The 22,920-nt window shown below is 74.5% G+C and carries 24 protein-coding genes and 1 riboswitch; of the genes, 7 read left to right on the top strand and 17 right to left on the bottom strand.

Annotated features, from left to right (window positions below; all coding sequences use genetic code 11):
* Positions 1-81 precede the first annotated feature (81 nt).
* Positions 82-1,065, top strand: coding sequence for a hypothetical protein (locus tag IE326_RS23610; RefSeq protein ID WP_150226729.1), 984 nt, complete (start codon positions 82-84; stop codon positions 1,063-1,065).
* Positions 1,066-1,155: 90 nt separating this feature from the next.
* Entirely contained in the window at positions 1,156-2,700 is a 1,545-nt protein-coding gene (locus tag IE326_RS23605) for an amino acid permease (protein WP_190042914.1), read from the top strand.
* 19 nt (positions 2,701-2,719) lie between these two features.
* Here the strand turns inward: IE326_RS23605 and IE326_RS23600 are convergent, their stop codons facing one another.
* Complete coding sequence (locus tag IE326_RS23600; RefSeq protein ID WP_190042913.1) at positions 2,720-3,526, bottom strand: GntR family transcriptional regulator; 807 nt, start codon at positions 3,524-3,526, stop codon at positions 2,720-2,722.
* 183 nt (positions 3,527-3,709) lie between these two features.
* On the opposite strand from IE326_RS23600, the gene IE326_RS23595 reads away from it, so the two are divergent.
* The gene (locus tag IE326_RS23595) at positions 3,710-5,050 is read left to right on the top strand and encodes a DUF2252 domain-containing protein (RefSeq protein WP_150226727.1); all 1,341 of its coding nucleotides are present in this window, start codon (positions 3,710-3,712) and stop codon (positions 5,048-5,050) included.
* Between the two features lie 138 nt (positions 5,051-5,188).
* Here IE326_RS23595 and IE326_RS23590 read toward each other — a convergent pair whose 3' ends face one another.
* The 14 genes from IE326_RS23590 to IE326_RS23525 all read right to left on the bottom strand — a co-directional run bounded on the left by IE326_RS23590 (position 5,189) and on the right by IE326_RS23525 (position 17,758).
* On the bottom strand, positions 5,189-6,580 hold the full coding sequence (locus IE326_RS23590) for an FAD-dependent oxidoreductase (protein WP_190042912.1): 1,392 nt from the start codon (positions 6,578-6,580) through the stop codon (positions 5,189-5,191).
* A gap of 97 nt (positions 6,581-6,677) precedes the next feature.
* Entirely contained in the window at positions 6,678-7,217 is a 540-nt protein-coding gene (locus IE326_RS23585) for a PadR family transcriptional regulator (RefSeq protein WP_150226725.1), read from the bottom strand.
* A gap of 51 nt (positions 7,218-7,268) precedes the next feature.
* Positions 7,269-9,293 (bottom strand): NADPH-dependent 2,4-dienoyl-CoA reductase, encoded by a 2,025-nt coding sequence (locus IE326_RS23580; RefSeq protein WP_190042911.1) that lies wholly within the window; start codon positions 9,291-9,293, stop codon positions 7,269-7,271.
* Positions 9,294-9,497: 204 nt separating this feature from the next.
* Complete coding sequence (locus IE326_RS23575) at positions 9,498-10,340, bottom strand: ATP-binding cassette domain-containing protein (RefSeq protein WP_150226723.1); 843 nt, start codon at positions 10,338-10,340, stop codon at positions 9,498-9,500.
* A complete protein-coding gene (gene cbiQ, locus IE326_RS23570) occupies positions 10,337-11,086 on the bottom strand; it encodes a cobalt ECF transporter T component CbiQ (RefSeq protein WP_190042910.1) in 750 nt (249 codons plus the stop codon). Before cbiQ ends, IE326_RS23575 begins: the two co-directional genes overlap by 4 nt.
* A gap of 6 nt (positions 11,087-11,092) precedes the next feature.
* Positions 11,093-11,443, bottom strand: a complete 351-nt coding sequence (locus IE326_RS23565; RefSeq protein WP_190042909.1) for an energy-coupling factor ABC transporter substrate-binding protein — start codon at positions 11,441-11,443, stop codon at positions 11,093-11,095.
* Positions 11,443-12,138, bottom strand: a complete 696-nt coding sequence (locus tag IE326_RS23560; RefSeq protein WP_150226720.1) for an energy-coupling factor ABC transporter permease — start codon at positions 12,136-12,138, stop codon at positions 11,443-11,445. The genes IE326_RS23565 and IE326_RS23560 overlap by 1 nt, the downstream gene beginning before the upstream one ends.
* Before the next feature lie 29 nt (positions 12,139-12,167).
* Positions 12,168-12,361, bottom strand: a riboswitch (cobalamin riboswitch).
* A gap of 242 nt (positions 12,362-12,603) precedes the next feature.
* Positions 12,604-13,056 carry a PTS-dependent dihydroxyacetone kinase phosphotransferase subunit DhaM gene (locus IE326_RS23555; protein ID WP_190042908.1) on the bottom strand — a complete coding sequence of 151 codons (453 nt, stop codon included), beginning with the start codon at positions 13,054-13,056 and terminating at the stop codon, positions 12,604-12,606.
* Positions 13,053-13,661, bottom strand: coding sequence for a dihydroxyacetone kinase subunit DhaL (gene dhaL / locus IE326_RS23550; RefSeq protein ID WP_190042907.1), 609 nt, complete (start codon positions 13,659-13,661; stop codon positions 13,053-13,055). Before dhaL ends, IE326_RS23555 begins: the two co-directional genes overlap by 4 nt.
* Positions 13,662-13,668: 7 nt before the next feature.
* On the bottom strand, positions 13,669-14,661 hold the full coding sequence (gene dhaK, locus IE326_RS23545) for a dihydroxyacetone kinase subunit DhaK (RefSeq protein WP_150226718.1): 993 nt from the start codon (positions 14,659-14,661) through the stop codon (positions 13,669-13,671).
* A 527-nt stretch (positions 14,662-15,188) separates the two neighbouring features.
* On the bottom strand, positions 15,189-15,692 hold the full coding sequence (locus IE326_RS23540) for a GNAT family N-acetyltransferase (RefSeq protein WP_190042906.1): 504 nt from the start codon (positions 15,690-15,692) through the stop codon (positions 15,189-15,191).
* A gap of 90 nt (positions 15,693-15,782) precedes the next feature.
* Positions 15,783-16,280: a hypothetical protein gene (locus IE326_RS23535; protein WP_190042905.1), complete on the bottom strand. Its 498-nt coding sequence runs from the start codon at positions 16,278-16,280 to the stop codon at positions 15,783-15,785.
* A gap of 69 nt (positions 16,281-16,349) precedes the next feature.
* The gene (locus tag IE326_RS23530) at positions 16,350-16,568 is read right to left on the bottom strand and encodes a ferredoxin (RefSeq protein ID WP_150226715.1); all 219 of its coding nucleotides are present in this window, start codon (positions 16,566-16,568) and stop codon (positions 16,350-16,352) included.
* On the bottom strand, positions 16,565-17,758 hold the full coding sequence (locus IE326_RS23525; RefSeq protein WP_150226714.1) for a cytochrome P450: 1,194 nt from the start codon (positions 17,756-17,758) through the stop codon (positions 16,565-16,567). The genes IE326_RS23530 and IE326_RS23525 overlap by 4 nt, the downstream gene beginning before the upstream one ends.
* Positions 17,759-18,012: 254 nt before the next feature.
* Here IE326_RS23525 and IE326_RS23520 point away from each other — a divergent pair, with 254 nt between their 5' ends.
* Both IE326_RS23520 and IE326_RS23515 read left to right on the top strand, forming a co-directional pair.
* Positions 18,013-19,653, top strand: coding sequence for a serine hydrolase (locus IE326_RS23520; RefSeq protein WP_373310252.1), 1,641 nt, complete (start codon positions 18,013-18,015; stop codon positions 19,651-19,653).
* 159 nt (positions 19,654-19,812) lie between these two features.
* Positions 19,813-20,964, top strand: coding sequence for a PP2C family protein-serine/threonine phosphatase (locus tag IE326_RS23515; protein WP_190042903.1), 1,152 nt, complete (start codon positions 19,813-19,815; stop codon positions 20,962-20,964).
* Positions 20,965-20,998: 34 nt separating this feature from the next.
* Here IE326_RS23515 and IE326_RS23510 read toward each other — a convergent pair whose 3' ends face one another.
* A complete protein-coding gene (locus IE326_RS23510; protein WP_030757512.1) occupies positions 20,999-21,154 on the bottom strand; it encodes a hypothetical protein in 156 nt (51 codons plus the stop codon).
* A 232-nt stretch (positions 21,155-21,386) separates the two neighbouring features.
* Here IE326_RS23510 and IE326_RS23505 point away from each other — a divergent pair, with 232 nt between their 5' ends.
* Together IE326_RS23505 and IE326_RS23500 are read left to right on the top strand one after the other, a co-directional pair.
* Positions 21,387-21,974, top strand: a complete 588-nt coding sequence (locus IE326_RS23505) for a type 1 glutamine amidotransferase domain-containing protein (RefSeq protein WP_190042902.1) — start codon at positions 21,387-21,389, stop codon at positions 21,972-21,974.
* Positions 21,975-21,992: 18 nt separating this feature from the next.
* Complete coding sequence (locus tag IE326_RS23500) at positions 21,993-22,181, top strand: CsbD family protein (protein ID WP_190042901.1); 189 nt, start codon at positions 21,993-21,995, stop codon at positions 22,179-22,181.
* A gap of 290 nt (positions 22,182-22,471) precedes the next feature.
* On the opposite strand, the gene IE326_RS23495 is transcribed toward IE326_RS23500, so the two are convergent.
* Positions 22,472-22,909, bottom strand: a complete 438-nt coding sequence (locus tag IE326_RS23495) for a DUF4345 domain-containing protein (protein WP_190042900.1) — start codon at positions 22,907-22,909, stop codon at positions 22,472-22,474.
* Between the last annotated feature and the right edge of the window lie 11 nt (positions 22,910-22,920).

Here is a 22,920-nt window from a genome sequence, read left to right as displayed (position 1 = left end):
CGGGCACCGCCCGCCGACCGCGCCCGACCGAGGACCGATGACGACGCCCACCGCCCGGCTCACGCCCCGCCCCGCCCGCTGATGCCCGGCCACGGCTTCCGGCCCGTCTTCCACCCCGCCGGCCACGACCACGCCCTGCGCCACGCGCTCCAGGACCTGCGCGCCGGCCGCTGGGGCGAGATGGCGCGGCTGCTGGAGGAGACGGCCGCCACCGGCCACTGGGACGGTTGGACCCGCCGCACCCAGGTCCTCGCCACCGTCGCCGCCGGCACCGACGTCGTGCACGCCTGGCGCGCCGAGCAGCCCGACAGCGCCGCCGCCGCCGTGATGCACGGCCGGGTCGCCGTCGAGCGGGCCGTCCGCGCCCACCGCGCCGGCCACGCCGGCGGCCGCGCCCTGGAGCAGGAGGCGTGGACGGCCTGCCGGGAGGCCATCGAACGGGTCCCCGCCGACCCGGTGCCCTGGATCGGCCTCCTCGCCCTCACCGCGCTCGGCGCCCGCCGCCCCGGCGCCCCGCACCGGGTCAGGCCGCCCGCGCCGATGCTGCCGCCCGGCCCGTGGGGGCTGCTCGCCGAGGCGCAGCGGCGCGACCCGTACAACCGCGAGGCGTACCACCGGATGCTCCAGTTCGTCTACGCACGCAGCGACGGCCCGCTCTCCGAGGCGGTCAACTACGCCCAGTGGGCGGCCTCCGGGGCGCCCCGCGGCTCCGCCCTGCACGTCCTGCCGCTCTACGTACGGGTCGAGCGCTACCGCCGCGACCGCGGCCACGAGCACGCCCTCGACCTGCACTGGGTCGCGGAGGACGCGGTGCGCGAGGCCGGCCGGGCGATGGAGGACTGGTTCCTCTTCTGCGCGGTGCCGGAGGCATCCCAGCTCGACCTCAACCACCTGGCGCACGCCCTCTTCGGCGCCCTGCGCTTCCCCGACGCGGCCCGGGTCTTCGAGGCCCTCGGCCCGTACTACACCACCGCGCCCTGGGCCCACCGCACCCCGCGCCCGGCCGACCGCACCCTCGCGGAGGAGGTTTTCCTGCGGGCCCGCGCCCGCTGCCTCGCCGACTGAAGCCGCACCGTCCTCCCCTCCTTTCTCCTGCCCCGTCCCCACTTCTCCTGTCCCGTCCCCTGTGACCCGTCCCCGTCCGGAGGCTCCCCGATGTCCCGCACCGTCCCATCGGACGCGAAGCCGCGCCCGTCCGCCACCGCGTCCGCCGCCTTACCGGACGAGGAGGCCAGGCTGCGCGACCTCGGCTACCAGCCGGTGCTCGCCCGCCGGATGGGCGGCTTCGGCAACTTCGCCATCAGCTTCTCCGTCATCTCCGTCCTCTCCGGCTGCATGACCCTGTACGGCTTCGGCCTCGGCACCGGCGGCCCCGCCGTCATGCTGTGGGGCTGGGCGGGCGTCGGGCTCTTCGTCCTCTGCGTCGGCCTCGCCCTCGCCGAGGTCACCAGCGCCTACCCGACCTCCGGGGCGCTCTACTACATGGCCGACCGGCTCGGCGGCCGCCGCTGGGGCTGGTACACCGGCTGGCTCAACCTGCTCGGCCTGCTGGGCGCCATCGCCGGCATCGACTACGGCGCGGCCCTCTTCACCGGCGCCTTCCTGAACCTCCAGTGGGGCTTCACCCCCACCCCGGGCTCCACCTTCCTTATCTTCCTGGCGATCCTGCTGTTCCACGCGGGCCTCAACCTCTTCGGCGTCCGCCTGGTCAGCGTGCTCAACTCGATCAGCGTCTGGTGGCACCTCTCCGGCGTCGCCGTCATCGTCGGGGTGCTCGCGATCGTCCCCGACCGGCACCAGTCGGCCGGCTTCGTCCTCACCGAGTTCGTCAACGACACCGGTTGGGCCAACCCCTTCTACGTCGCCGCGATCGGCCTGCTCCTCGCCCAGTACACCTTCTCCGGCTACGACGCCTCCGCCCACCTCTCGGAGGAGACCGCGCACGCCTCCGTCGCGGCGGCCAAGGGCATCGTCCGCGCCATCTGGGTCTCCTGGATCGCCGGCTTCGCCCTCCTCGCCGGCCTCACCTTCGCCATCCAGGACTACGCCGGCACCATGAAGACGGAGACCGGCGTCCCGCCCGCCCAGATCTTCCTCGACGCGCTCGGCACCGACGGCGCCGTCGCCCTGCTCCTCGTCGTCATCGTCGCCCAGCTCTTCTGCGGCAACGCCGAGGTGGCCGCCGCCAGCCGGATGGTCTTCGCCTTCAGCCGCGACAACGCCCTTCCGGGCTCGGCGACCTGGCGGAAGGTCAGTCCCCGGACCCAGACGCCGGTGCCCGCCGTCTGGCTCTCGGTCGGCGCCGCCGCCGTGATCGCGCTGCCCTCGCTGTACTCGCAGACCGCGTACGGGGCGGTCACCGCGATCAACGTCATCGGCATCACGCCCGCCTACGCCATCCCGATCCTGCTGCGCCTGCGGCGCGGGAAGGACTTCGAGCCCGGCCCGTGGCACCTCGGCCGCTGGTCCCGCCCGATCGGCTGGATCGCCGTCTGCTGGGTCGCGGTGGTCACCGTCCTCTTCTGCCTGCCCCAGAAGAGCCCGGTGACCGTCGACACGATGAACTACGCGGTGATCGCCCTCGCCGTCGTCCTGGTCCTGGCGACCGCCTGGTGGTACGCGGCCCGCCGGTCGTACGGCACGCCGACCCCGTACGGCACCGCCCGCGAGGAGGCGGAGATCGCGGAGGGCATCGTCTGACGCCCCGGCGGCCGGGAGGTCAGAGGCTGTACTCGTACGTCCAGGCCGCCTCCTGGGCCGAGAAGTCGATGTCCGTGACCTCCAGGACGTGCCCGTGCTGGTCGCTCACCACCCGGTGGACGCTCAGCCGGGCCGCGCCGCCGGCCGCCGTCCCGGGGGCACCGGGCGGGACCCGCACGGACTCCCGGTGGGTGGCCCGCAGCCCCGCCTGGTGCATCCAGTGGTAGAGCAGCCGCAGGTCCGGCTGGTGCACCGGCTGCCGCACCCGGCGGTAGCGGGCCAGCTGCGGGATCTCGTCCAGCGCCTGCCGGGAGAACCAGGAGACCGCCCGCTGGAGCGCCGGTCCGTGCGGGGCCAGCACCGTGTGCCGGTGGACCAGGGTCGGTTCGCCCGGCGTGAGCTGGAGCCGGGGGGCCAGCGCCGAGGGCGGCGGCTCCCAGCCGAGCGAGGCCCGCACCAGGGCCTCCGCCGCGCGCGACCCGCCGGGGAAGGCCGGTCGGGAGACGGCCGGCGCCACCGGCCGGGCGACCGGCGGCCCGGCGTCCGGCGGGCCCGCCGCGGCGAAGGTGCCGCGCCGGTCGGTCACCACCAGCCTCTCCTCGCGCAGGAGTTGGAGCGCGCTGCGGACGGTCTGCCGGTTGACGTGGTACCGCTGCGCCAGGGAACGCTCCGAGGGGAGCCGGCTGCCGGGGGCCAGGGCGTGCCGGGCCAGGTCGTCCCGGAGGGCGGAGGCGATCCGCAGATAGCGCGGGACCTCCCCTCGCCAGGGTGCGGGAGCGGCCTCGGATTCGGCCTCTGATTCGGGTACGGGATCGGGTACGGCCATGATCAACCCCTTCTTCGCTCAGCGTGATCGCATGGGCCGGTTGAGTGATCAATTCCTACCATTGGTCTAAACCATTTCGCTAGGGCGACCGTGCAGAGTGGCCGAAACCCGCGCCGCACCCTGTAATGGGGACCAGGCGACAGGACCCGGCCCATGCCGGCGGTGGAACAGGGGTGAGGCCGGATGACGACGCCCTCGGAGCGCGCCGGGCGGGGCCGCGCGGCCCGCAAGCGGGTCCCCCGCTCCTCGCACGGCCGCTGGATAGCGAGCTCCCAGCGGCCCGACCCCGTGACCGTCCTGGAGCGGCAGGCGGCCGACCGGCTGCCCGACCTCGTCCCCGTGCGGTACGGACGGATGGCGGCCTCCCCCTTCGCGTTCCTGCGCGGCGCCGCCGCCGTCATGGCCGCCGACCTCGCCGCCACCCGCAACACCGGACTCACCGTCCAGCTCTGCGGCGACGCCCACCTGCTCAACTTCGGCGTCTACGCCTCACCCGAACGGACGCTCCTCTTCGACGTCAACGACTTCGACGAGACCCTCCCCGGCCCCTTCGAGTGGGACGTCAAGCGCCTCGCCGCCAGCGTCGCCGTCGCGGCCCTCCAGAACGGCTCCCCCCGGCCCAAGGCCCACCGCGCCGCGCTCGCCGCCGCCGAGTCGTACCGCACCACCATGCGCCGCCTCGCCGGCCTCGGGGAACTCGCCGTCTGGTACGAGCGGATCGACGCCGGCGAACTCACCGCCCTCGTCCGCCCCCGCGAACGCGACAGGCTGAACCGCACCCTGGCCAAGGCCCGCCGCCGCACCAGCCTCCAGGCCCTCGACAAGCTGACCGTCCCCGACGGCGACGGCGGCCGCCGCATCGCCGAGGACCCGCCGCTCCTCGAACGCGTCCCCGACCTCGACCGGGTCACCCTCGGCAAGATCTTCAGCGATTACCGCAGCTCGCTCTCCGAGGAGCGCCGCGCCCTCCTCGACCGCTACCGCTTCCGCGACGCCGCCCGCAAGGTCGTCGGCGTCGGCAGCGTCGGCACCCGCTGCTTCGTCGTCCTCCTCGAAGGCCGCGACGAGACCGACCCGCTCATCCTCCAGATCAAGGAGGCCGTCCCCTCGGTCCTGGAGGCGTACCTGCCGCCCACCGCCTACCCGCACCAGGGCCGGCGCGTCGTCTGCGGCCAGCGCCTCACCCAGGCGGCCAGCGACATCTTCCTCGGCTGGATGACCGGTCCCGAGCAACGCCACTTCTACTGGCGTCAGCTGCGCGACATGAAGGGCTCGGCCGAGGTCGAGACGATGACCCCGTCCCTGCTCCGGGACTACGCCCGGCTGTGCGGCCGCGCCCTGGCCCGCGCCCACGCCCGCTCCGGCGACCGCGTCGCCATCGCCGCCTACCTCGGCTCCTCCGACGTCTTCGACCGCGCCCTCGCCGACTTCTCCCTCGCCTACGCGAGCCAGAACGCCGACGACTACGCCGGCCTCGGCGCCGCCATAGCGGCCGGCATGATCACGGCGGCCCCGGGCGTCTGACGGCGGACGCGCGCGTTCCGGCGAGGCCGCCGACGGCATCGCGCCGTGGAGGCGCAGGGCGGGCGGCGGCCGCCCGCCCTGCGCCCGGCCGGTCGGCGGGAGGCACCGGCCGGACCTCCGCCGGACCCGCCCGGCCGGTCAGGCGTCGAGGTGCAGCGGCGGCTGCTCCGGGGTCTCGGGGACCGGGGTGAAGAGGGCGGCCCGCACCACCGAGGGCGCGAACAGCCCGCTGAGCGGGGCCGTCAGGGTCAGGGCGGCCCGGAACGGGACCCCCACCGCCGCCCCGCCCGCCGCGTGCGCCTGGATCCGCGCCATGTACCGGTCGGTCAGCCGGTCGAGCGGCTTCGACCGGGCCGCGTCGCCCCGGGCGCCCGGCATCTTCTTGTCCGCGCCGGCCGAGATGTCCCAGGCCTGCCGGGACGCGTCGAGGAGCTGCCGCTGGACCCGGCGCGTGGTCGGGACCCGCCGGGTTCCGGCCAGCGCGCGGCGCAGCGCGACCGCGCTGAGCGCGGCGACCGCCATGCCCTGCCCGTAGATGGGGTTGAAGGCGCACAGCGCGTCGCCGATGGCGAGGAAACCGGCCGGGCGGCGGCCCGGACGGTCGTACCGGCGGCGGATGTTGGCGGTGTTCCGGAAGCCGTGGACGGGCCCGTCCGGCTCGGCGCCGGCCAGCCACTCGCTCAGCACCGGGTGCGGCAGCCGCTTCGCGTACTCCTCGAACCCGCCCTCGTCGGTGGGCGGTTCGTCCCCGCGCAGCCCCGAGAGGGTGACGATGTGCCGCCCGTCGCCCAGCGGGACGATGACCCCGCCGTACGGCTGCCGGGGGCCCGGCACGATGTAGTAGCCGAGCGCGTCCGTCGCGGGCACCGCGTCCGTCGCCCGGTAGACCCGCGAGGCGTAGGCGAGGCCCGTGTCGAGGGTCTCCTCGTGCGGCGCCTCCGCGCCGATCGCGGCCAGCCAGTCCGGGGCCTTCGTGGACCGGCCGGAGGCGTCCACCACCAGGTCGGCGTCGAGGACGCGGGTCTCGCGCCCGCCGTTCCCGCCGCGCCCGCGCAGCCGGACGCCCCGCACCCGGGACGCGTCGCCGACCAGACCCACCGTCTCGGTGCCCTCGACGAGTTCGACCCGCGGGTCGGCCAGCACCCGCTGCCGCACCAGCCACTCCACCTGCGGGCGCGGGCCGCTGTAGAAGTGCGCGGAGGCGGGCAGCCGGGCGAACCACTGGCCGCTCTGCCACTGGACCATGTCGGTCGGCATGCCCACCTTCGGCGCGCCGAGCTCCCGCAGCTCGTCCATGAAACCGGGGAGCAGTTCGTCGAGCGCCGTCTGGCCGCCCGCGATGAGCACGTGCAGGTGCCGGCCCTGCGGCACCCCGGGGCGCTGCTCCGGCCCCTCGGGCAGCCGGTCGCGCTCGACGACCGTCACCTTCTCCGCGTGGTCCGCGAGGACCCGTGCGGCCAGCAGTCCGGCGAGACTTCCCCCGATGACCACCGCGTGACGTGTCCCGCGGCGGCCCAAGTCGTCGGCCATACCCGCCCCTTCCGTGTCTGGGATGCGCCTGATGCCGACCAGTATCCACGGGGTGCGGCGGCCGGACCCCTTCCGCTCCCCGGCACCCGGCCCGCCCTCACTCCCCGGGGCCCAGCTCCTCCAGCGCGGCGCCGAGCCATTCCAGCCAGAACCGCTCCAGCTCGATCCCGCCGCGCAGGACGAGGTGGCGCAGCCGGTCGGGCTCGGCGGTGCGCCGCCCGGCGGGGAAGTCCCGCTCCTCGATGGCGGCGTACTCCTCGAACTGCGCCCGGTGGAGCGCGAGATGGCGCTCCAGCTCGGCGCGCAGCCCGGCGGTGCCGACCACGGCCGCGGCCCGCATCCGCAGCAGCAGCGCGGACCGCAGCGGCTTCGGGTCCTCGGCCGCGCCCACCCACTCCCGCAGCGACTCCCGCCCGGCGGGCAGCACTTCGTACTCCTTGCGCTGCCCGCGGGCCGGCACGGGGGAGGGCAGGGCGCGGATGTGCCCCGCCTCCTCCAGGCGGCCCAGCTCGCGGTAGATCTGCTGGTGCGTGGCCGACCAGAAGTAGCCGATCGACCGGTCGAAGCGGCGCGTCAGTTCGAGCCCGGAGGAGGGCTTCTCGAGCAGCGCGGTCAGGATCGCGTGCGGGAGGGACATGCGCGCATCCTAGGTCGTGTCCTTCGGGTCAGGCCGGGTCCGTCCTCCCCCTCACAGGGCGGCGGCGAGCCGGGTGCCCTGGTCGATGGCCCGCTTGGCGTCCAGTTCGGCGGCGACGTCGGCCCCGCCGATGAGGTGCGCGGTCCGGCCGGCGGCGACCAGCTCCTCGTACAGGCTCCGCTGCGGTTCCTGGCCGGAGCAGAGGACGACGGTGTCGACGGGCAGCACCTGCGGCTCGCCGTCGACGGTGAGGTGCAGGCCCTCGTCGTCGATGCGGTCGTAGGTCACGCCCGCGACCATGGTGACGCCGCGGTGCTTGAGCTCGGTGCGGTGGATCCAGCCGGTGGTCTTGCCGAGTCCGGCGCCGACCTTGGTGGTCTTGCGCTGGAGGAGGTGGACCCGGCGCGGCGGCGCGTTCCGCTCGGGCTCGCGCAGTCCGCCGCGGTTCTCGTAGGAGGTGTCGACGCCCCACTGGCGGAAGTACGTCTCGGGGTCCTGGCTCGCGCCCTCGCCGCCGTCGGTGAGGAACTCGGCGACGTCGAAGCCGATGCCGCCGGCGCCGATGACGGCGACCCGCTCGCCGACCGGGGCGCCGTCGCGGAGCACGTCGAGGTAGGTGAGGACGCTCGGGTGGTCCTGGCCCTCGATGCCGGGGTCGCGGGGGGTGACGCCGGTGGCGACGACGACCTCGTCGAAGCCGTCGAGGTCGGCGGCGGTGACGCGGGTGTCGAGGCGGACGTCGATGCCGTGCTCGGCGAGCTGCACCCGGAAGTAGCGCAGGGTCTCGTGGAACTCCTCCTTGCCGGGCACCCGCTTGGCGACGTTCAGCTGGCCGCCGATCTCGGAGGCGGCGTCGAAGAGGGTGACGGCGTGGCCGCGTTCGGCCGCGGAGACGGCGCAGGAGAGGCCGGCCGGTCCGGCGCCGACGACGGCGATCCGCTTGGCGAGGCGGGTGGGGGAGAGGACCAGCTCGGTCTCGTGGCAGGCGCGCGGGTTGACCAGGCAGGAGGTGATCTTGAGGTTGAAGGTGTGGTCCAGGCAGGCCTGGTTGCAGCCGATGCAGGTGTTGATGGTCTCGGCGCGGTCCGCGGCGGCCTTGTTCACGAAGGCGGGGTCGGCGAGGAAGGGGCGGGCGAGCGAGACGAGGTCGGCGCGGCCGTCGGCGAGGATCTCCTCGGCGACCTCGGGGGTGTTGATGCGGTTGGAGGTGACGAGCGGGACGCCCACCGCGCCCATCAGCTTCTTCGTCACCCAGGTGTAGGCGCCGCGCGGCACGGAGGTGGCGATGGTGGGGATGCGGGCCTCGTGCCAGCCGATGCCGGTGTTGATGATCGTGGCGCCGGCCGCCTCGATCTCCTCGGCGAGCCGGACTACCTCCTCCAGGGTGGAGCCGCCCGGCACCAGGTCGAGCATGGAGAGCCGGTAGACGAGGATGAAGTCGGTGCCGACCCGCTCGCGGATCCGGCGGACGATCTCCAGCGGGAAGCGGACCCGGTTCTCGTAGGAGCCGCCCCAGCGGTCGGTGCGGTGGTTGGTGGCGGCGGCGATGAACTCGTTGATCAGGTAGCCCTCGGAGCCCATCACCTCGACGCCGTCGTACCCGGCCTCCCGGGCGAGCTCGGCGCAGCGGGCGTAGTCCTCGACGGTCTGCTCGACCTCGTCGTCGGTCAGCTCGTTCGGCACGAAGGGGCTGATGGGCGCCTGGATCGCGCTCGGCGCGACGAGGCCGGGGTGGTAGGCGTACCGGCCGAAGTGCAGGATCTGCATCGCGATCCGGCCGCCCTCGGCGTGCACGGCGTCGGTGATCAGCCGGTGCTCGGCGACCTCCTCGGCGGTGGTGAGTTTGGCGCCGCCGTCCCACGGCCGCCCGGCCTCGTTGGGCGCGATGCCGCCGGTGACGATGAGCCCGGCCCCGCCGCGCGCCCGCTCGGCGTAGAAGGCGGCCATCCGCTCGAAGCCGTGCTCGGCCTCCTCCAGGCCGACGTGCATCGAGCCCATGATCACCCGGTTGGGCAGGGTGGTGAACCCGAGGTCGAGCGGGCTGAGCAGATGCGGGTACGGGGTCGTCGCGGTCACGGGGCGCCTCCTCGCGCAGGGATCGTCGGATCCTGTTGTAGGCGACGTGCGACCGGTTATGCAACTAGTTGCAGAAGGATCGGGATGTGATGGTTACTACTCGGTAGAAAGGCTTCCCTCACCGGCGGGGACCTTGCCGGCCCGCCCGTCCGCCCCGGCACGGACTCCGGCGCGTCGCCGCCGGAGCCCGTACCGGGGGCGCGCTCAGCCCACCCGGTCCAGCAGTGCGTCCAGCTCCTCCGCCGTCCGCGGGCCCGGCGCGCCCTCCGGCAGCAGGCCCCGGGAGCGCAGCAGCCGGCCCACGGACACCGCCCACGGGCGGCGCAGGCGCGCCGCGTCGAGGAGGGCGTCGTCCGCGAGGAGGCCGGCGGCCGGGCCGGTGCGCAGTCCGGCGGGGGAGAGGACGGCCGCCTCGTCGGCCCAGCGCAGGGCCAGGTCCACGTCGTGCGTGGCCATGACCACCGTGGTGCCCGCCGCCCGCAGCCGCTCCAGGGTCTCCAGGAGCCGCTCCTGCCCGTGCGGATCGAGCCCGGCCGTCGGCTCGTCCATGATCAGGACCCGGGGGCGCATCGCCACCGCCCCCGCGATGGCCGCCCGCTTGCGCTGCCCGTAGGACAGCAGGTGGGTCGGCCGGTCCGCGAGCGCCGTGATGTCCAGCGCCTCCAGCGCCTCCGTCACCCGGAGCCGCACCTCGTCCTCCGGCAGGCCCAGGTTCATCGGCCCGAAGGACACGTCCTGCGCCACCGACGCCGCGAAGAGCTGGTCGTCCGGGTCCTGCACCACCAGTTGCACCGAGGTCCGCAGCCGGGTCAGGCCCTTCCGGTCGTACGTCACCTCCGCGCCGTCCAGGAGCAGCGCCCCGCTCCCGCAGCGCAGCCCGCCGCTCAGCAGCCGCAGCAGCGTCGTCTTCCCGCCGCCGTTGCGCCCGAGCAGCGCGACCGCCCGGCCCTCCGGCACGGCGAGGCCGACGTCCGTGAGGACGGCCGGCCCGTCCTCGTACGCGAAGCTCGCGCGCACCAGTTCCACGACCGGGGTCGGGGGCGTCATGGCAGGAACCTTTCCAGTACGAGGGTGAGGGCGACGAGCCCGCAGAGCAGGGCGCCCGTCGCCGCGAGGAACGGCCGGGAGACCGGCGCCCCGGGCAGCAGGACCCGCAGGGTCCCGTCGTAACCGCGCCCGGCCAGACCGTTCTGGAGCCGCTGCGCCCGGTCGAAGGCCCGCACGAACGACGTCGCGCCGAGCCCGGCGAGCGACCGCCACACGGCCGCCCGGGTGGTCGCCCCGAGCCGGGCCGCCTGCGCCCTGCGGACCTTCGCCTGCGCGTCGAGCAGCAGAAAGACGATCCGGTACATCACCAGGGCCACGTCCACCACCGGCGCCGGCACCCCGGCCCGCACCAGGCGGGGCAGCACGTCCGACACCGGCGTGGTGAAGGCGAACAGCAGCACCCCGAGCGAGGCCGACGCCGTCCGCAGCAGCAGCTCCCCGGCGTGCACCGGCCCGTCCGGGGCCCAGGACACGGGTCCGCCGGGCCCGCCCACCGCGAACAGCAGCGGGACCGCGCCCGTGACGCAGAAGCCCAGGGGGATCCGGAAGGCGCGCCAGAGCTGCCGGCCCGGCACGGCGGCCGGACCGAGCAGCACGGCGAGCGTGGCCGCCGCGACCAGGGGAGCCCCCGGCCACGGCGGCAGACACACCGCGCAGAGCGTCAGACCGAGCCCGAGCGCGGCCTTCTCCACGGGATGGCGGCGGCGCCAGCGGCTGCTGTGCGCCGCCGCGTCGATGGGCAGCATCGGCGGTTACGCGTCCTCGTCCGGGGCGGCCGCGCCGGCCTCCGCGCGGGCCGCGGCCCGCTCCTCGCCCTGCCGCCGGCCGCGCCGCAGCCCGAAGTAGTAGGCGAGGAATCCGGCGCCCAGGGCCGCCTGGAGGGAGAACAGTGCCGACTCGATCTCGCCGGACGGCGGCTCGTAGAGCGGGCTGAACCACGGCTCGTAGTCCGGCTCGATCTCCGTGATCGCCGTCTCCGCCTCCCCGTCGGCGCCGGTGAACGGCTCCTCCTTGTGGTCGCCGAGACCGAGCGCCAGCGGCAGCACCGCGAGCGCCGCCACCAGCAGGAGCAGCAGGCCGTTGATCTTCGCATTCCGGCTCATCACGCCGCCGCCCCCTCGTGCCGCTTCGGCTCCGGCCGGCCGAGCACGCCGAGCCGCAGCAGGTCGCCCTTGCTGGACTGCGCGAGCAGCCGCATCACCAGGACGGTCAGCAGTCCCTCGCTCACGGCGAGCGGGATCTGCGTGAGCGCGAAGATCCCGCCGAACTTGGCGAGCGATCCCGCCACACCGCTGCCCGGGTCGGGGAAGGCGAGCGCCAGCTGCACGCTGGTCACGCAGTACGTGGACAGGTCGGCGACGAACGCGCCGAGGAACACGCCCACCATCAGCGGGGCGCCGGACCGCCGGCACAGCAGGTACGTCCCGTACCCCGCCCACGGGCCGACGACCGCCATGGAGAAGACGTTCGCCCCCAGGGTGGTCAGCCCGCCGTGGGCGAGCAGCAGTGCCTGGAACAGCAGCGTGATCGTGCCGAGCACCGCCATGATCGGCGGCCGGAAGAGGATGGCGCCCAGCCCCGTCCCCGTCGGATGGGAGCAACTCCCCGTCACCGAAGGCAGTTTGAGCGCGGAAAGGACGAAGGTGAAGGCGCCGGAGGCGCCGAGCAGCAGGGTGGACTCGGGGTTGGCGCGCACCTCGCGGGTGAGCGCGCGGACGCCGTGGACGACGAACGGGGCCGATGCGACGCCCCAGGCGGCCGCATGGACGGGGGGCAGATACCCCTCGGCTATATGCATGATCGGGAGACCCTCTCCAGCACCTCGTGGATGGACAACGCGCCCTGGCCGGTCTCCTGGCTGACGGTAGTGACGTCCGACTCCGCCTTCCCACCCCGCGACGGTCTCCCGCGGCGGAGCAGTGGCTTCCCCTGAGGGACGGAGCCCGACCTCCCGATCACAGTGGCGAGGGCCGCACCGGTACTGCACCGGTTTCCCGAACACCAAGGCGGTGTGACAGTAGTGGGTTGAGCAGCATCATCACAATGCGGGGTCGTCCCGTCGCGTTCCGGGAGACCCCGTCGTCAGGCCCGTTGTCAGACCCCGCGGCTAGCGTGGAACCCGTCCTTTGCAGGCTGCTGCTCGGACCCGGACCGCCCCGTCGGCGTGGAACCCAGACGGGGCGGTCCGCCCCTGTGCCGTTCGTCACTCCTCCGCGGTCCGGTGTCCTCCGGGTGCCCTCCGCAGGGCCACCCCGGCCGTCCGTCACTCCTTGCGGTAGGCGTACGCCTCCGAGGCCGCGGCCGCCACCGCGTCGAGGTCGCCGCCGGCGCTCGCCGTCACCAGCGCCGCCACCGCGCCCTCCACGAACGGGGCGTCCACCAGCCGCGCCCCCTCCGGCAGTTCGTCGCCCTCGGCGAGCAGGGCCTTCACGGTGAGGACCGCGCTGCCCAGGTCGACCAGGATCGCCACCCCGGCGCCCCCGTCGACGTCCTTCGCCGCCGAGGCGATCAGATCGGCGCTCGTGCCGAGCCCCCCGCCGGGCGCGCCGCCCGCCGCCGCCACCGGCGCCAGGTCACCGCCCCCGGCGAGACCCCGGGCCAGCGCGGCCACCGCGTCCGCGACGGCCGCGCTGTGCGAGACCAGCACGATCCCGACCCGCCCCCCGCCCGCCCGCTCCCCGCTCGTCCCTCCCCTGCCGATCCCTTCCCCGCTCATCCGGCGGCCACCTCCTCCAGCGCGTCGAACAGCAGCGCCGAGGACGCCGCTCCCGGATCCTCGTGCCCCACCGAACGCTCGCCGAGATAGGCGGCCCGCCCCTTGCGGGCCCGCAGCGGTACGGTCGCCAGCGCGCCGTCCCGCGCCGCGGCCCGCGCGGCGGCGAAGGACTCGCGCAGCCCCGCCACCGCCGGCTCCAGGGCGTCCAGCATCGTCTTGTCGCCCGCCACGGCCCCGCCGAGCTGCCCGACGGCGGCGACCCCGGCGGCCAGCGCGTCCGCGAGCTCCGTCCGCGTCACCTCCCCGGCCTCGCCGAGCGCCTTCCCGGCCCGCCGCAGCAGCGTCCCGTACAACGGCCCGGACGCGCCGCCGACCGTGGAGATCAGCAGCCGTCCGGCGGTCACGAGGACCGCGCCCGGTGTCGCGGGCGGCTCCTTCGCCAGGGCGTCGGCCACGGCGGCGAACCCGCGCCTCAGATTGGCGCCGTGGTCGGCGTCGCCGATCGCCGCGTCCAGTTCGGTCAGCCGCCCGGCCTCGCGCTCCACCGCTTCCGCCGTCGCCGCCATCCAGCGCGCCGCGAACCCGGCGCCGTACGTCCCGCTCATCGCCCGCTCACCGGCCCCAGCGCAGCGCGGCCGTCGCCACCGGCGCGTCCCACAGCCGCAGCAGTTCCTCGTCGGCCGTGCACAGCGTCACCGAACAGCCCGCCATGTCGAGCGAGGTCACGTAGTTCCCCACCAGCGTCCGCGCCACCGGCACCCGGCGCGCGTCCAGCACCCGCCGCACCTCGGCGTTGAACCCGTACAGCTCCAGGAGCGGCGTCCCGCCCATCCCGTTCACCAGCAGCAGCACCGGGTCCGAGGGCCGCAGGTCGTCCAGGACGGCGTCGACGGCGACCTCGGCGATCTCCCGCGCGGTCATCATCCCGCGCCGCTCCCGGCCCGGCTCGCCGTGGATCCCCACCCCCAGCTCCAGCTCGCCCGGCGGGAGGTCGAAGGTCGGACTCCCCTTCGCGGGCGTGGTGCAGGAGCTCAGCGCGACCCCGAAGGACCGCGACCGCCGGACCACCCGCCGGGCCAGCGACTCCACCCGCTCCAGCGGCATGCCCTCCTCGGCCGCCGCCCCCGCCAGCTTCTCCACGAACAGGGTGGCCCCCGTCCCGCGCCGCCCCGCCGTGTACAGGCTGTCCGCCACGGCCACGTCGTCGTCGACGAGGACCTTGGCCACCTGGATGCCCTCGTCCTCGGCCAGCTCCGCCGCCATCTCGAAGTTCAGCACGTCACCGGTGTAGTTCTTCACCACGAACAGCACCCCCGCCCCGCTGTCCACCGCGGCGGCGGCCCGCACCATCTGGTCGGGCACCGGACTCGTGAACACCTCCCCGGGACAGGCCCCGTCGAGCATCCCCGGCCCCACGAACCCCGCGTGCAGCGGCTCGTGCCCCGACCCGCCCCCCGACACCAGCGCCACTTTCCCCGCGACCGGCGCGTCCCGCCGCACCACCACCCGCCGCTCGACGTCCACGGTCAGCTCCGGATGGGCGGCGGCGATCCCCCGCAGGGCATCGGCGACGACGGTCTCCGGCACGTTGATGAGCATCTTCAATGCGGTCTCCTCGCGAGGCTGTACCGATGGGCGTCCGACCCGTGTCCGTGCGGGTCACCAGCTGTGCGCGTGAAACTCGGCCGTGGCGGTCCACGGCGCTCCGGGGCGGCTCCTCCCGGTACGGAGACCGGGGGCGCCGACGGCGACGACGGTGGGTCGGATGTGGATCCTCCTTGCCGCGGGCAGGCTCGACCGGCCCTCGTGGCCAGTATCGACCCCGCGGCGGCGAAGGTCACGCGGATCCGGCGGACGCGCCGGATCGCCTCGACAGGACCGTCCCGGCGCGGGCGTCCCGGGGCCGCCCCGGTCGTTCACCCGCCACGGGTGCGCCGTCTTCGCTTCCCGCCCCCATCCGCCTTCGCGGTCCTTCCTGAGGGTTCTCGCCGGACGACCTCCCGGCGCGGACGACCTGCGTCCCCGGCTGGTGCGGCCCGTACGAGGAGCGCCGGGCGGCGTCGCTCGCGGCGGCCGGAGGCCGGCGTCCGGCTCGGGGGCGGACGACCGGTGTCCGGGTCGGGTGCCGCCGCTCAGTGGCCGGGATGCTCCGGCAGGGCGAGCCAGTCCTGCCAGGAGGTCTCGCGGCCGATGAAGCGCGGCCGCTCGAACGGCCAGTCGGCGGCGATCCACCGCGGCACCAGCGCGTCGAGGGCCTGCTCGACCTCGCTGCCCACCAGTTCGTCCACCACCCACCAGGAGATCTCGCCGTCCGCGCCGGCCTTCTCCGGCGGGTCGATGTAGACGCAGCCGAGCAGGGCCGTCTCCGCCGCGTCGAACAGCGCGTAGTTGAAGGACTCGTGCGCGGCGATCTCCTTCTCGTGCCGCAACAGGTCGGCCCGGTCGGCCTCGTAGGTCATGGTGGCCGCGGGCCAGCCCCAGGCCGGGCCGAACATGGTCCACAGCCGCTCGCGCGAACCCATCACGGCGGGGTAGTCGAGCGGGGTGTCCGCCTCCCGGATCGGCCGCAGGTGATGGCCGCCGCCCGGCAGCGGTACCAGGACGGGGTGGACGAAGTCGTCGGGAAGCCAGCTCATGGAGCCCGACCGTAGCAGCGCGCCGCCGTACGCTCCTCCGGGTTTTCCCCGCGTACCGCTCACCCCGCCCCACCCCGCCCCCCCCGCCCCTCACCGGAACGGAGGGCTCTCGTCCATCGCCCGCAGCAACTTCCGGGCGGGCGCCGCCTCCTCGGGGCGTACGGAGGAGGCGAGGCCCTCGACGACCGACCGCCCCGCGTGGACGGCCGCCCTTGCGGCCGCCTCCCAGCCGGTCTGCCGCCGGTGGTCCGCCGCGTGCGCGCGGTTCCGTGCCGACGCGGCGGCGGAGTGCCACTGCTCGGTCCGGCAGATGCTTTCCAGCAGCTCCAACAGGTCTGCTGTGCAGGCGACTTGAGGGGAGCCGGCCAGTTCCAGGAGGAACGGGACCGCGGGCGCCGTCGCCTCGCCGACGACGAAGCCCAGCGCGCAGAGGGCGTCGCCGAGTTCCTCGACGGCGGTGCGGGCCGTGTCCTCGTCCCCGTGGGCGATCCGGGACAGGAGGGAGGGGACGCCGCCCGCCCCGGCCCCCGTCGCGTCGCGGAGTTCTCCCCAGCGGACCCCGGAGACCTTCGTCAACGGACTTCCCACGTTTTGCTCCTCGTCGGAAACTCGTGCCGTCCGACGGCTGTCGGTCGGCTGCCGGCCGGGCCGGGACCCCTACGGATCCCCGGCGGCCGGGTCGTGGAGGGCGAGGGCGGCGGAGGGACAGAGACCGACGGCGAGGCGGGCGGCGGTCCGGTGGTCGGCGGGGGGTTCGGGGTGGAGGAGGAGGACGAGGCCGTCGTCGTCCTGGTCGAAGACCTCGGGGGCGGTCATCGCGCACATGCCCGCGCCGATGCAGCGGTCCCGGTCGGCGGTCAGGCGGGGCGCGGTCACTTCGCGTCCCAGGTGACCGGGAGGCTCTTCACGCCGAAGATGTCCGCGCTCTCCGGGCGCAGGGCGACCTCCTCGGCCGGGACGGCCAGCCGGAGGGTGGGGAAGCGGTCGACGAGCGCGCGGAACGCGACCCGCATCTCGACGCGGGCCAGCTGCTGGCCCAGGCACTGGTGGATGCCGTGGCTGAAGGCCAGGTGCCCGCCGGCCTGCCGGCCGAGGTCGAGGGCGTGGGGGTCGGCGAAGCGCCCGGCGTCGCGGTTGGCAGTGTGGAACGAGAGGACGACCGTCGTCCCGGCCTCGATGGTCCGGCCGCCCAGCTCCACGTCCTCCAGCGCCGTCCGGTGGAACGTCTTGGCGACGCTCAGGTACCGCAGCAGCTCCTCCACGGCCCCGTCGGTGAGGGCGGGGTCGTCGCGCAGCGCGGCGAACTGGTCGGGGTTCCGCAGGAGGGCGTAGGTGCCGAGGGACAGCATGTTGGCGGTGGTGTCGAAGCCGGCCGCCAGGAGGATCAGGCTGATGCCCTTCAGCTCCTCGTCGGTCAGGTCGCTGTCGGTGAGCTCGCTGAGGACGTCGTCGGTGGGGTTCGCGCGCTTGGCGGCCACCAGCCGGGCCAGGTACTCCTGGGTCGCGGTGTAGGCGGCGATCAGCTCCTCGTCGCTGACCTCCCCGCCCATGAACGCGTCGATCTGCTCCTGGAAGGACGCCCGGTCCTCGTAGGGCACGCCGAGGATCTCGCAGATGACGATGGTGGGGATGGGCTTGGCGAAGGCGGCCACGAGGTCGGCCGACGGACCGGCCGCCTCCATCGCGTCCAGGCACTCGGCGGTGATCTGCTCGATCCGCTCGGTGAGCATCCGCATCCGCCGCACGGTGAACCGGCCGACCAGCGGCTTGCGGTAGCGGCTGTGCTCGGGGTCGTCCATGAGGAGGAACTCGCCGGGCGGCGCGGGCGGGAGCTCGAAGTCCACGACGTTCAGGAGGTCCTTGCGCGAGCTGAAGCGGGGATCGGCCAGGACCGAGCGCACCAGGTCGTATCCGGTGATCATCCAGCCGGGCTTCCCGCCGGGATGGGTGTAGCGGCTGATGGGCCCGTGCTGCTGGGCTTCGAGCAGCTCGGCCGGCGGGTCGAAGGGGCAGCCGGGCCTGCGCTCGGCCGGCAGCGACGGGACGGTGTGGAGCGACGCGCTCATGGGCTCTTCCTCAGCTATCTCGCGGTACGGGACGTTCGAAGACAACTGAAAGCTACGTTGCCTTTACGATCTCGTCAAGCAACGAATCGCGTTAATGCAGGTAGATGAAGGGTAATTGATGCAATGGCAGGAAGTTTGAAGGCAATGAAGCGTTGCAATGAGTGGGAGTCGAAGACCGGTCCCGCGTGCGCCGGATCGCCTGAACGGCCCGCCCGGGCGTGACAGGCGCGGGGGCCGGGATTTCGATGGGGGGCATGTCAGGAATCGACCGTGCGGGCCCCCGTCCGCTGCGCGTGACCGCGGCGGTGGGCCTGGTGGCGGCGCTGGCCGTCGGCTGTACGGGGGCCGACGACCGCGCCGCCGTCATGGGGCGGGCGGTCGTCGCGACGTCTCCGCTGCCCACCGTCCCGCCCGCCCGGCCGCCGGCGCGGATCAGCCGGGACGACGTGCGGGCCGCGGTGGACCGGCTGGACGGCGTCGTACGGGACGCCATGCGCCGCACCGGCGTGCCCGGGGTCGCCGTGGGCGTCGTCCACGACGACGAGGTGCTGTACCTGAAGGGGTTCGGCCTGCGGAAGACGGGCACGGAGGACGAGGTCGGACCGGACACCGTCTTCCAGCTCGCCTCGGTCTCCAAGCCCCTCGCGTCCACCGTGGTCGCCGCGGCCGTGGGCGAGAAGACCGTCGGCTGGGACGACCCGGTCGTCGAGCACGACCCCGGCTTCGCCCTGAAGGACCCGTGGGTCACCCGCCACGTCACCCTGGCCGACCTGTTCTCGCACCGCAGCGGACTGCCCGACCACGCCGGGGACGTCCTGGAGGACCTCGGCTACGACCGGGCGTACATCCTCGGCCACCTCCGCCACGAGCCGCTGGCGCCCTTCCGCGCCCACTACGCGTACACCAACTTCGGGCTGACCGAGGCCGCCGTCGCCACCGCGCGCGCCGCGGGGACCAGCTGGGAGGAGCTGTCCGCCGAGAAGGTGTACGAGCCGCTCGGCATGGACTCCACCAGCTCGTCCTTCGCCGACTACGAGAAGGCGGACGACCGGGCCTTCCTGCACGTGAGGGACGGGGACACCTGGAGCTCCGAGTACGTGCGCGACCCGGACGCCCAGAGCCCCGCGGGCGGCGCCAGCTCCACCGCCCGGGACATGACGAAGTGGCTGCGCCTCCAGCTGGGCGACGGCACCTTCGAGGGACGGCGGGTCGTCGCCGCCGACGCGCTGGAGCGGACCCACCTGCCGCACACGGTCTCCGAGCCGCCCCGCTCGCCCGCGGGCAGGACCGGCTTCTACGGCCTCGGCTGGAACGTGGGCTACGACGACCAGGGCCGGCTGAAGCTCGGCCACTCCGGCGGCTTCGCGCTGGGAGCGGCCACCAACGTGGCCCTGCTGCCCGGCGAGAAGCTCGGCATCGTCGTCCTGACCAACGGCGAGCCGATCGGCGTGCCCGAGGCGATCACCACCACCTTCATGGAGACCGCCTCCACCGGCGGCCCGACCGTCGACTGGCTGGCCTTCCTCGGCCCGGTCTTCCGGCAGACCCTCCAGGCGGAACGCTCCGAGACCGACTACGAGAAGCCCCCGGCCTCACCCGCCCCCGCCGAGGAGGACGCCGCCTATACGGGGACGTACGCCAACGACTTCTACGGCCCGCTGACCATCGGCGCCGAGGACGACGAGCTCACCATGCGGCTCGGCCCCGAGGAGCAGCGGTTCGTGCTGCACCACTACGACGGCGACACCTTCTTCTACCGCACCACCGGCGAGATGGCCGTCGGCCCGTCCGGCGTGACCTTCACCCTCGGATCCGGCGGACGCGCCGACAAGGTCCGCGTCGAGAACCTCGACACGAGCGGCATCGGCACCTTCACCAGGAAGGACGCGGACTGACCCGCACGGCGGGGCGGGCGGGGCGACGCGTACGACACGGGCCGTCCCGCCCCGGACGTGCGGGGACGGGTGCGCGGGGCCGGGGGACGGCTGCGGGGGACGGGGGGCGGAGAGGGGTGGCGACAGGACACGCCCCGGCGTCTGCGGTATGCCTTTTACGTGCACCCCTTCCGGCGAGACCACGCTCCCCGCCCCTCCCGGCGGTGGCTGCTCGCGGTGCCCTTCGCGCTGATCGCGGCCGTCACGGTCGTGGACGTCCTGGTTCCGCCCGAGGTGCACCTGGGCCCGTTCCTGATCGCCGCGCCGGCGGTGACGGCGTCCTTCGCGGGTCCCCGGACGACGGCGCTCGTGGGAGCGGTCGCGGTGGTGGCGCAGACGGTGGTGGCGCTCGCGCGGACCAGCGTCACGGACCTCAACCACACCTACCAGATCGTCGCCCTCGTCCTGATCTCGGTCATCGCCACCTTCTTCGCCCACCTGCGCGAACGCGACGAGAAGCGGATGGCGCGGCTGCGCTCGATCGCCCACGCCGCCCAGAGCGTCGTCCTGCCGCCGCTCCCCGAACGGGCCGGCCCCCTGCGCATCGCCTCGGTGTACCTGGCGGCGGAGGAGGAGGCCCAGGTGGGCGGCGACCTGTTCGCGGCGGCCCGCACGGCCTCCGGGACCCGGCTGCTGATCGGCGACGCCCGGGGCAAGGGGCTCGACGCGATCAGCGAGGCCTCGCTCGTCCTCGGCGCCTTCCGGGTCACGGCCCGCCGCGAACCGGGACTGCGGGAACTGGTCGGACGGCTGGAGGCGGGCGTCGGTCCGGCCGAGCGGGCCCGGGGAGCGGCGGCGGACGGCGTGGACGAGGCGTTCGTGACCGCCCTGGTGCTCGACGTCCCCGACCACGAGCCGGTGGTACGCCTCGTGAACTGCGGCCACCCGCCGCCGCTGCTCATCGGCCGGGGCCGCGTGACCCCCCTGGAGGGGACCGGCACGGGCCCGCCGCTGGGCCTCTCGGACGTCCTCGCGGCGGACGTCACGGTCGAGACCTTTCCCTTCGCCGCCGGGGACGTCCTGCTGCTCCACACGGACGGGGTGACCGAGGCGCGGGACCGCTCGCGCGCCTTCTACCCGCTGACGGAACGGCTCGCCGCCTGGGCCGCCGCGGCCGCCCAGGACGACCCGGCGGCCCTGCTGGAACGGCTGCGGGCCGACCTCCTGACGTACGCGGGAGGCCGGCTCGGTGACGACGCCGCGCTCGTCGCGGTGCGGCGGGCGACGGCCGGTACGGGCCGTCCGGTCCCGCCGCCCGCGCCGAGCGGGTGAAGGGGTGGGCGGACTGCGAGGGGTCCTACGGGTCCTACCAGCGGTACCAGCGGCCGTTGCCGCTGCGCAGCAGGAAGCCGAGCAGCCACACCACCAGCACCGCCAGGGCGATGTACCAGAGCACGTCGACGGCGAAACCCGCGCCGAACAGCACCAGGATCAGGAGGAGTACGAGAAGAAGGGGGACCATGGCGGCACCTCCGCTGCCTGCGGGGCCGGACGGCCGGGTCGGTGTCGGCACGGGAATCCGGTACCGGCGCGGGTGCCCGGCGTTCCCCGGAACATGCGCACCGGACCCGGAGGGATGCGCGGATACGTCCGGGAGCGTCCGGAAACGTACCGAAGATGTTTGGGGGACCCGTGACGGGTGAGGCGCGGAAGCGAAGGGGGAACGCGACAGCGCAGCGGAGAGGAGACGCACCGTGTCCCACCACGGAGAACTCGACGGACGGCACGTCCTCGTCCTCACGACGAACTACGGGACGGAGCAGGACGAGCTGCACCGGCCGATGACCGTCCTCCGGGAGGCCGGAGCCCGGGTCACAGTGGCCGCGCAGAAGGACGAGGAGGTCCGCACCCTCGTCTCCGACCGCCACCCCGGCGCCGCCGTCACCCCCGACACGACGCTCGCCGCGGCGACGGCGGACGGCTACGACGCCGTCGTCGTGCCGGGCGGCACCCTGAACGCCGACGTGCTCCGCACCGACGCCGACGCCCGCCGCCTGGTCGGAGCCTTCGCACGGGCCGGCAAACCGGTGGCCGCCATCTGCCACGGACCGTGGCTCCTCGTCGACAGCGGGCTCGCCCGGGGCCGCGAGCTGACCTCGTACCCCTCACTGCGCCCCGACCTGGAGAACGCCGGAGCCACCTGGCAGGACCGGGAGGTCGTCGTCGACGCCTCCGGGGACCACCCCCTGATCACCTCCCGCAGGCCGGGGGACCTCGACGCCTTCTCGGAGGCGATCGTCCGGGCCTTCGCCGACGGCGGGGACCGTACGCGACACGCCTGACGAGAAAGGAACCGCACCATGGCCAAGAGCGGAATGGAAAAGGGCAAGGGCAAGGTCAAGGAGGCCGCGGGCAAGGTCACCGGCAACCGGCGGATGGAAGCCGAGGGCAAGGCCGACCAGGCGAAGGGCGCGGCACGGGAGGCCGCCGAGAAGACCCGGGAGGACGCCGACCGGGCCCGCGACTCCCTGAAGCGACGCACCTCCTAGACGCACCTCCCGATACGCCCGGCGGACACGCCCAACGGGTACGCCGCCTGGACGCGTCGCCCGGGAAGGCCCCGCGGGTGTCCCCGTACCGCTCGGAGCGGTACGGGGACACCCGCGCGAAGGCTCCCGGGTTCGCGAGGTCGCGGGGGCGCGAGGTCGCGGGGAGGTGGGGGTGACCGCGAGACTGTGATGTCGTCATGTTCCCCGTCGGTCCGGTGGCGTCGAGCAGCAGGAGGGCGCTCGGACCGATCGCCTGCGCCAGGGGCGGCCGTACCGGGAAACGGCGGGGGTCAGGCGGGGTCCGGAAGGGACGGGCCGGCGGCCGGGGCGCCTGGGGTCCGCCGCTCTCGGGAGGCCCGCTCGTCGGCGTCCGCGAGCCACAACAAGAGGGGCGGGAGGACCAGTTCGATCACGGTCAGGGCCACCTGGAAACCGTGCGGCCACCCGTGTACCGCCAGGGACAGCAAGCGCCCCACACCGCCCAGCAGGAACACCGCCGCGAGCCACCGCACCGCCGTGGCCGGGACGGGGTCCTGCCGGGCCGCCCACAGCCAGGCCAGACCGTACCCGGCGAAGATCGCGCCGAAGAACCGGCCCAGGCTGTCCAGAGTGGGGCCGGCGTCGGCCTCGCCCGGGATCGTGGCGTTGCCGCCGACCACGTGGAACAGTCCGATCGCCGTGCAGGCGAGACCCATCGCCCATGCGAGCACCCGGAGTGTCTTGGCCATGGCTTCTGCTC

Source organism: Streptomyces filamentosus, assembly GCF_014654895.1.
Taxonomy (GTDB): domain Bacteria; phylum Actinomycetota; class Actinomycetes; order Streptomycetales; family Streptomycetaceae; genus Streptomyces; species Streptomyces filamentosus.
Note: the sequence above shows the minus strand (reverse complement) of the source record. Positions and strands in the feature narration are given on the sequence as shown.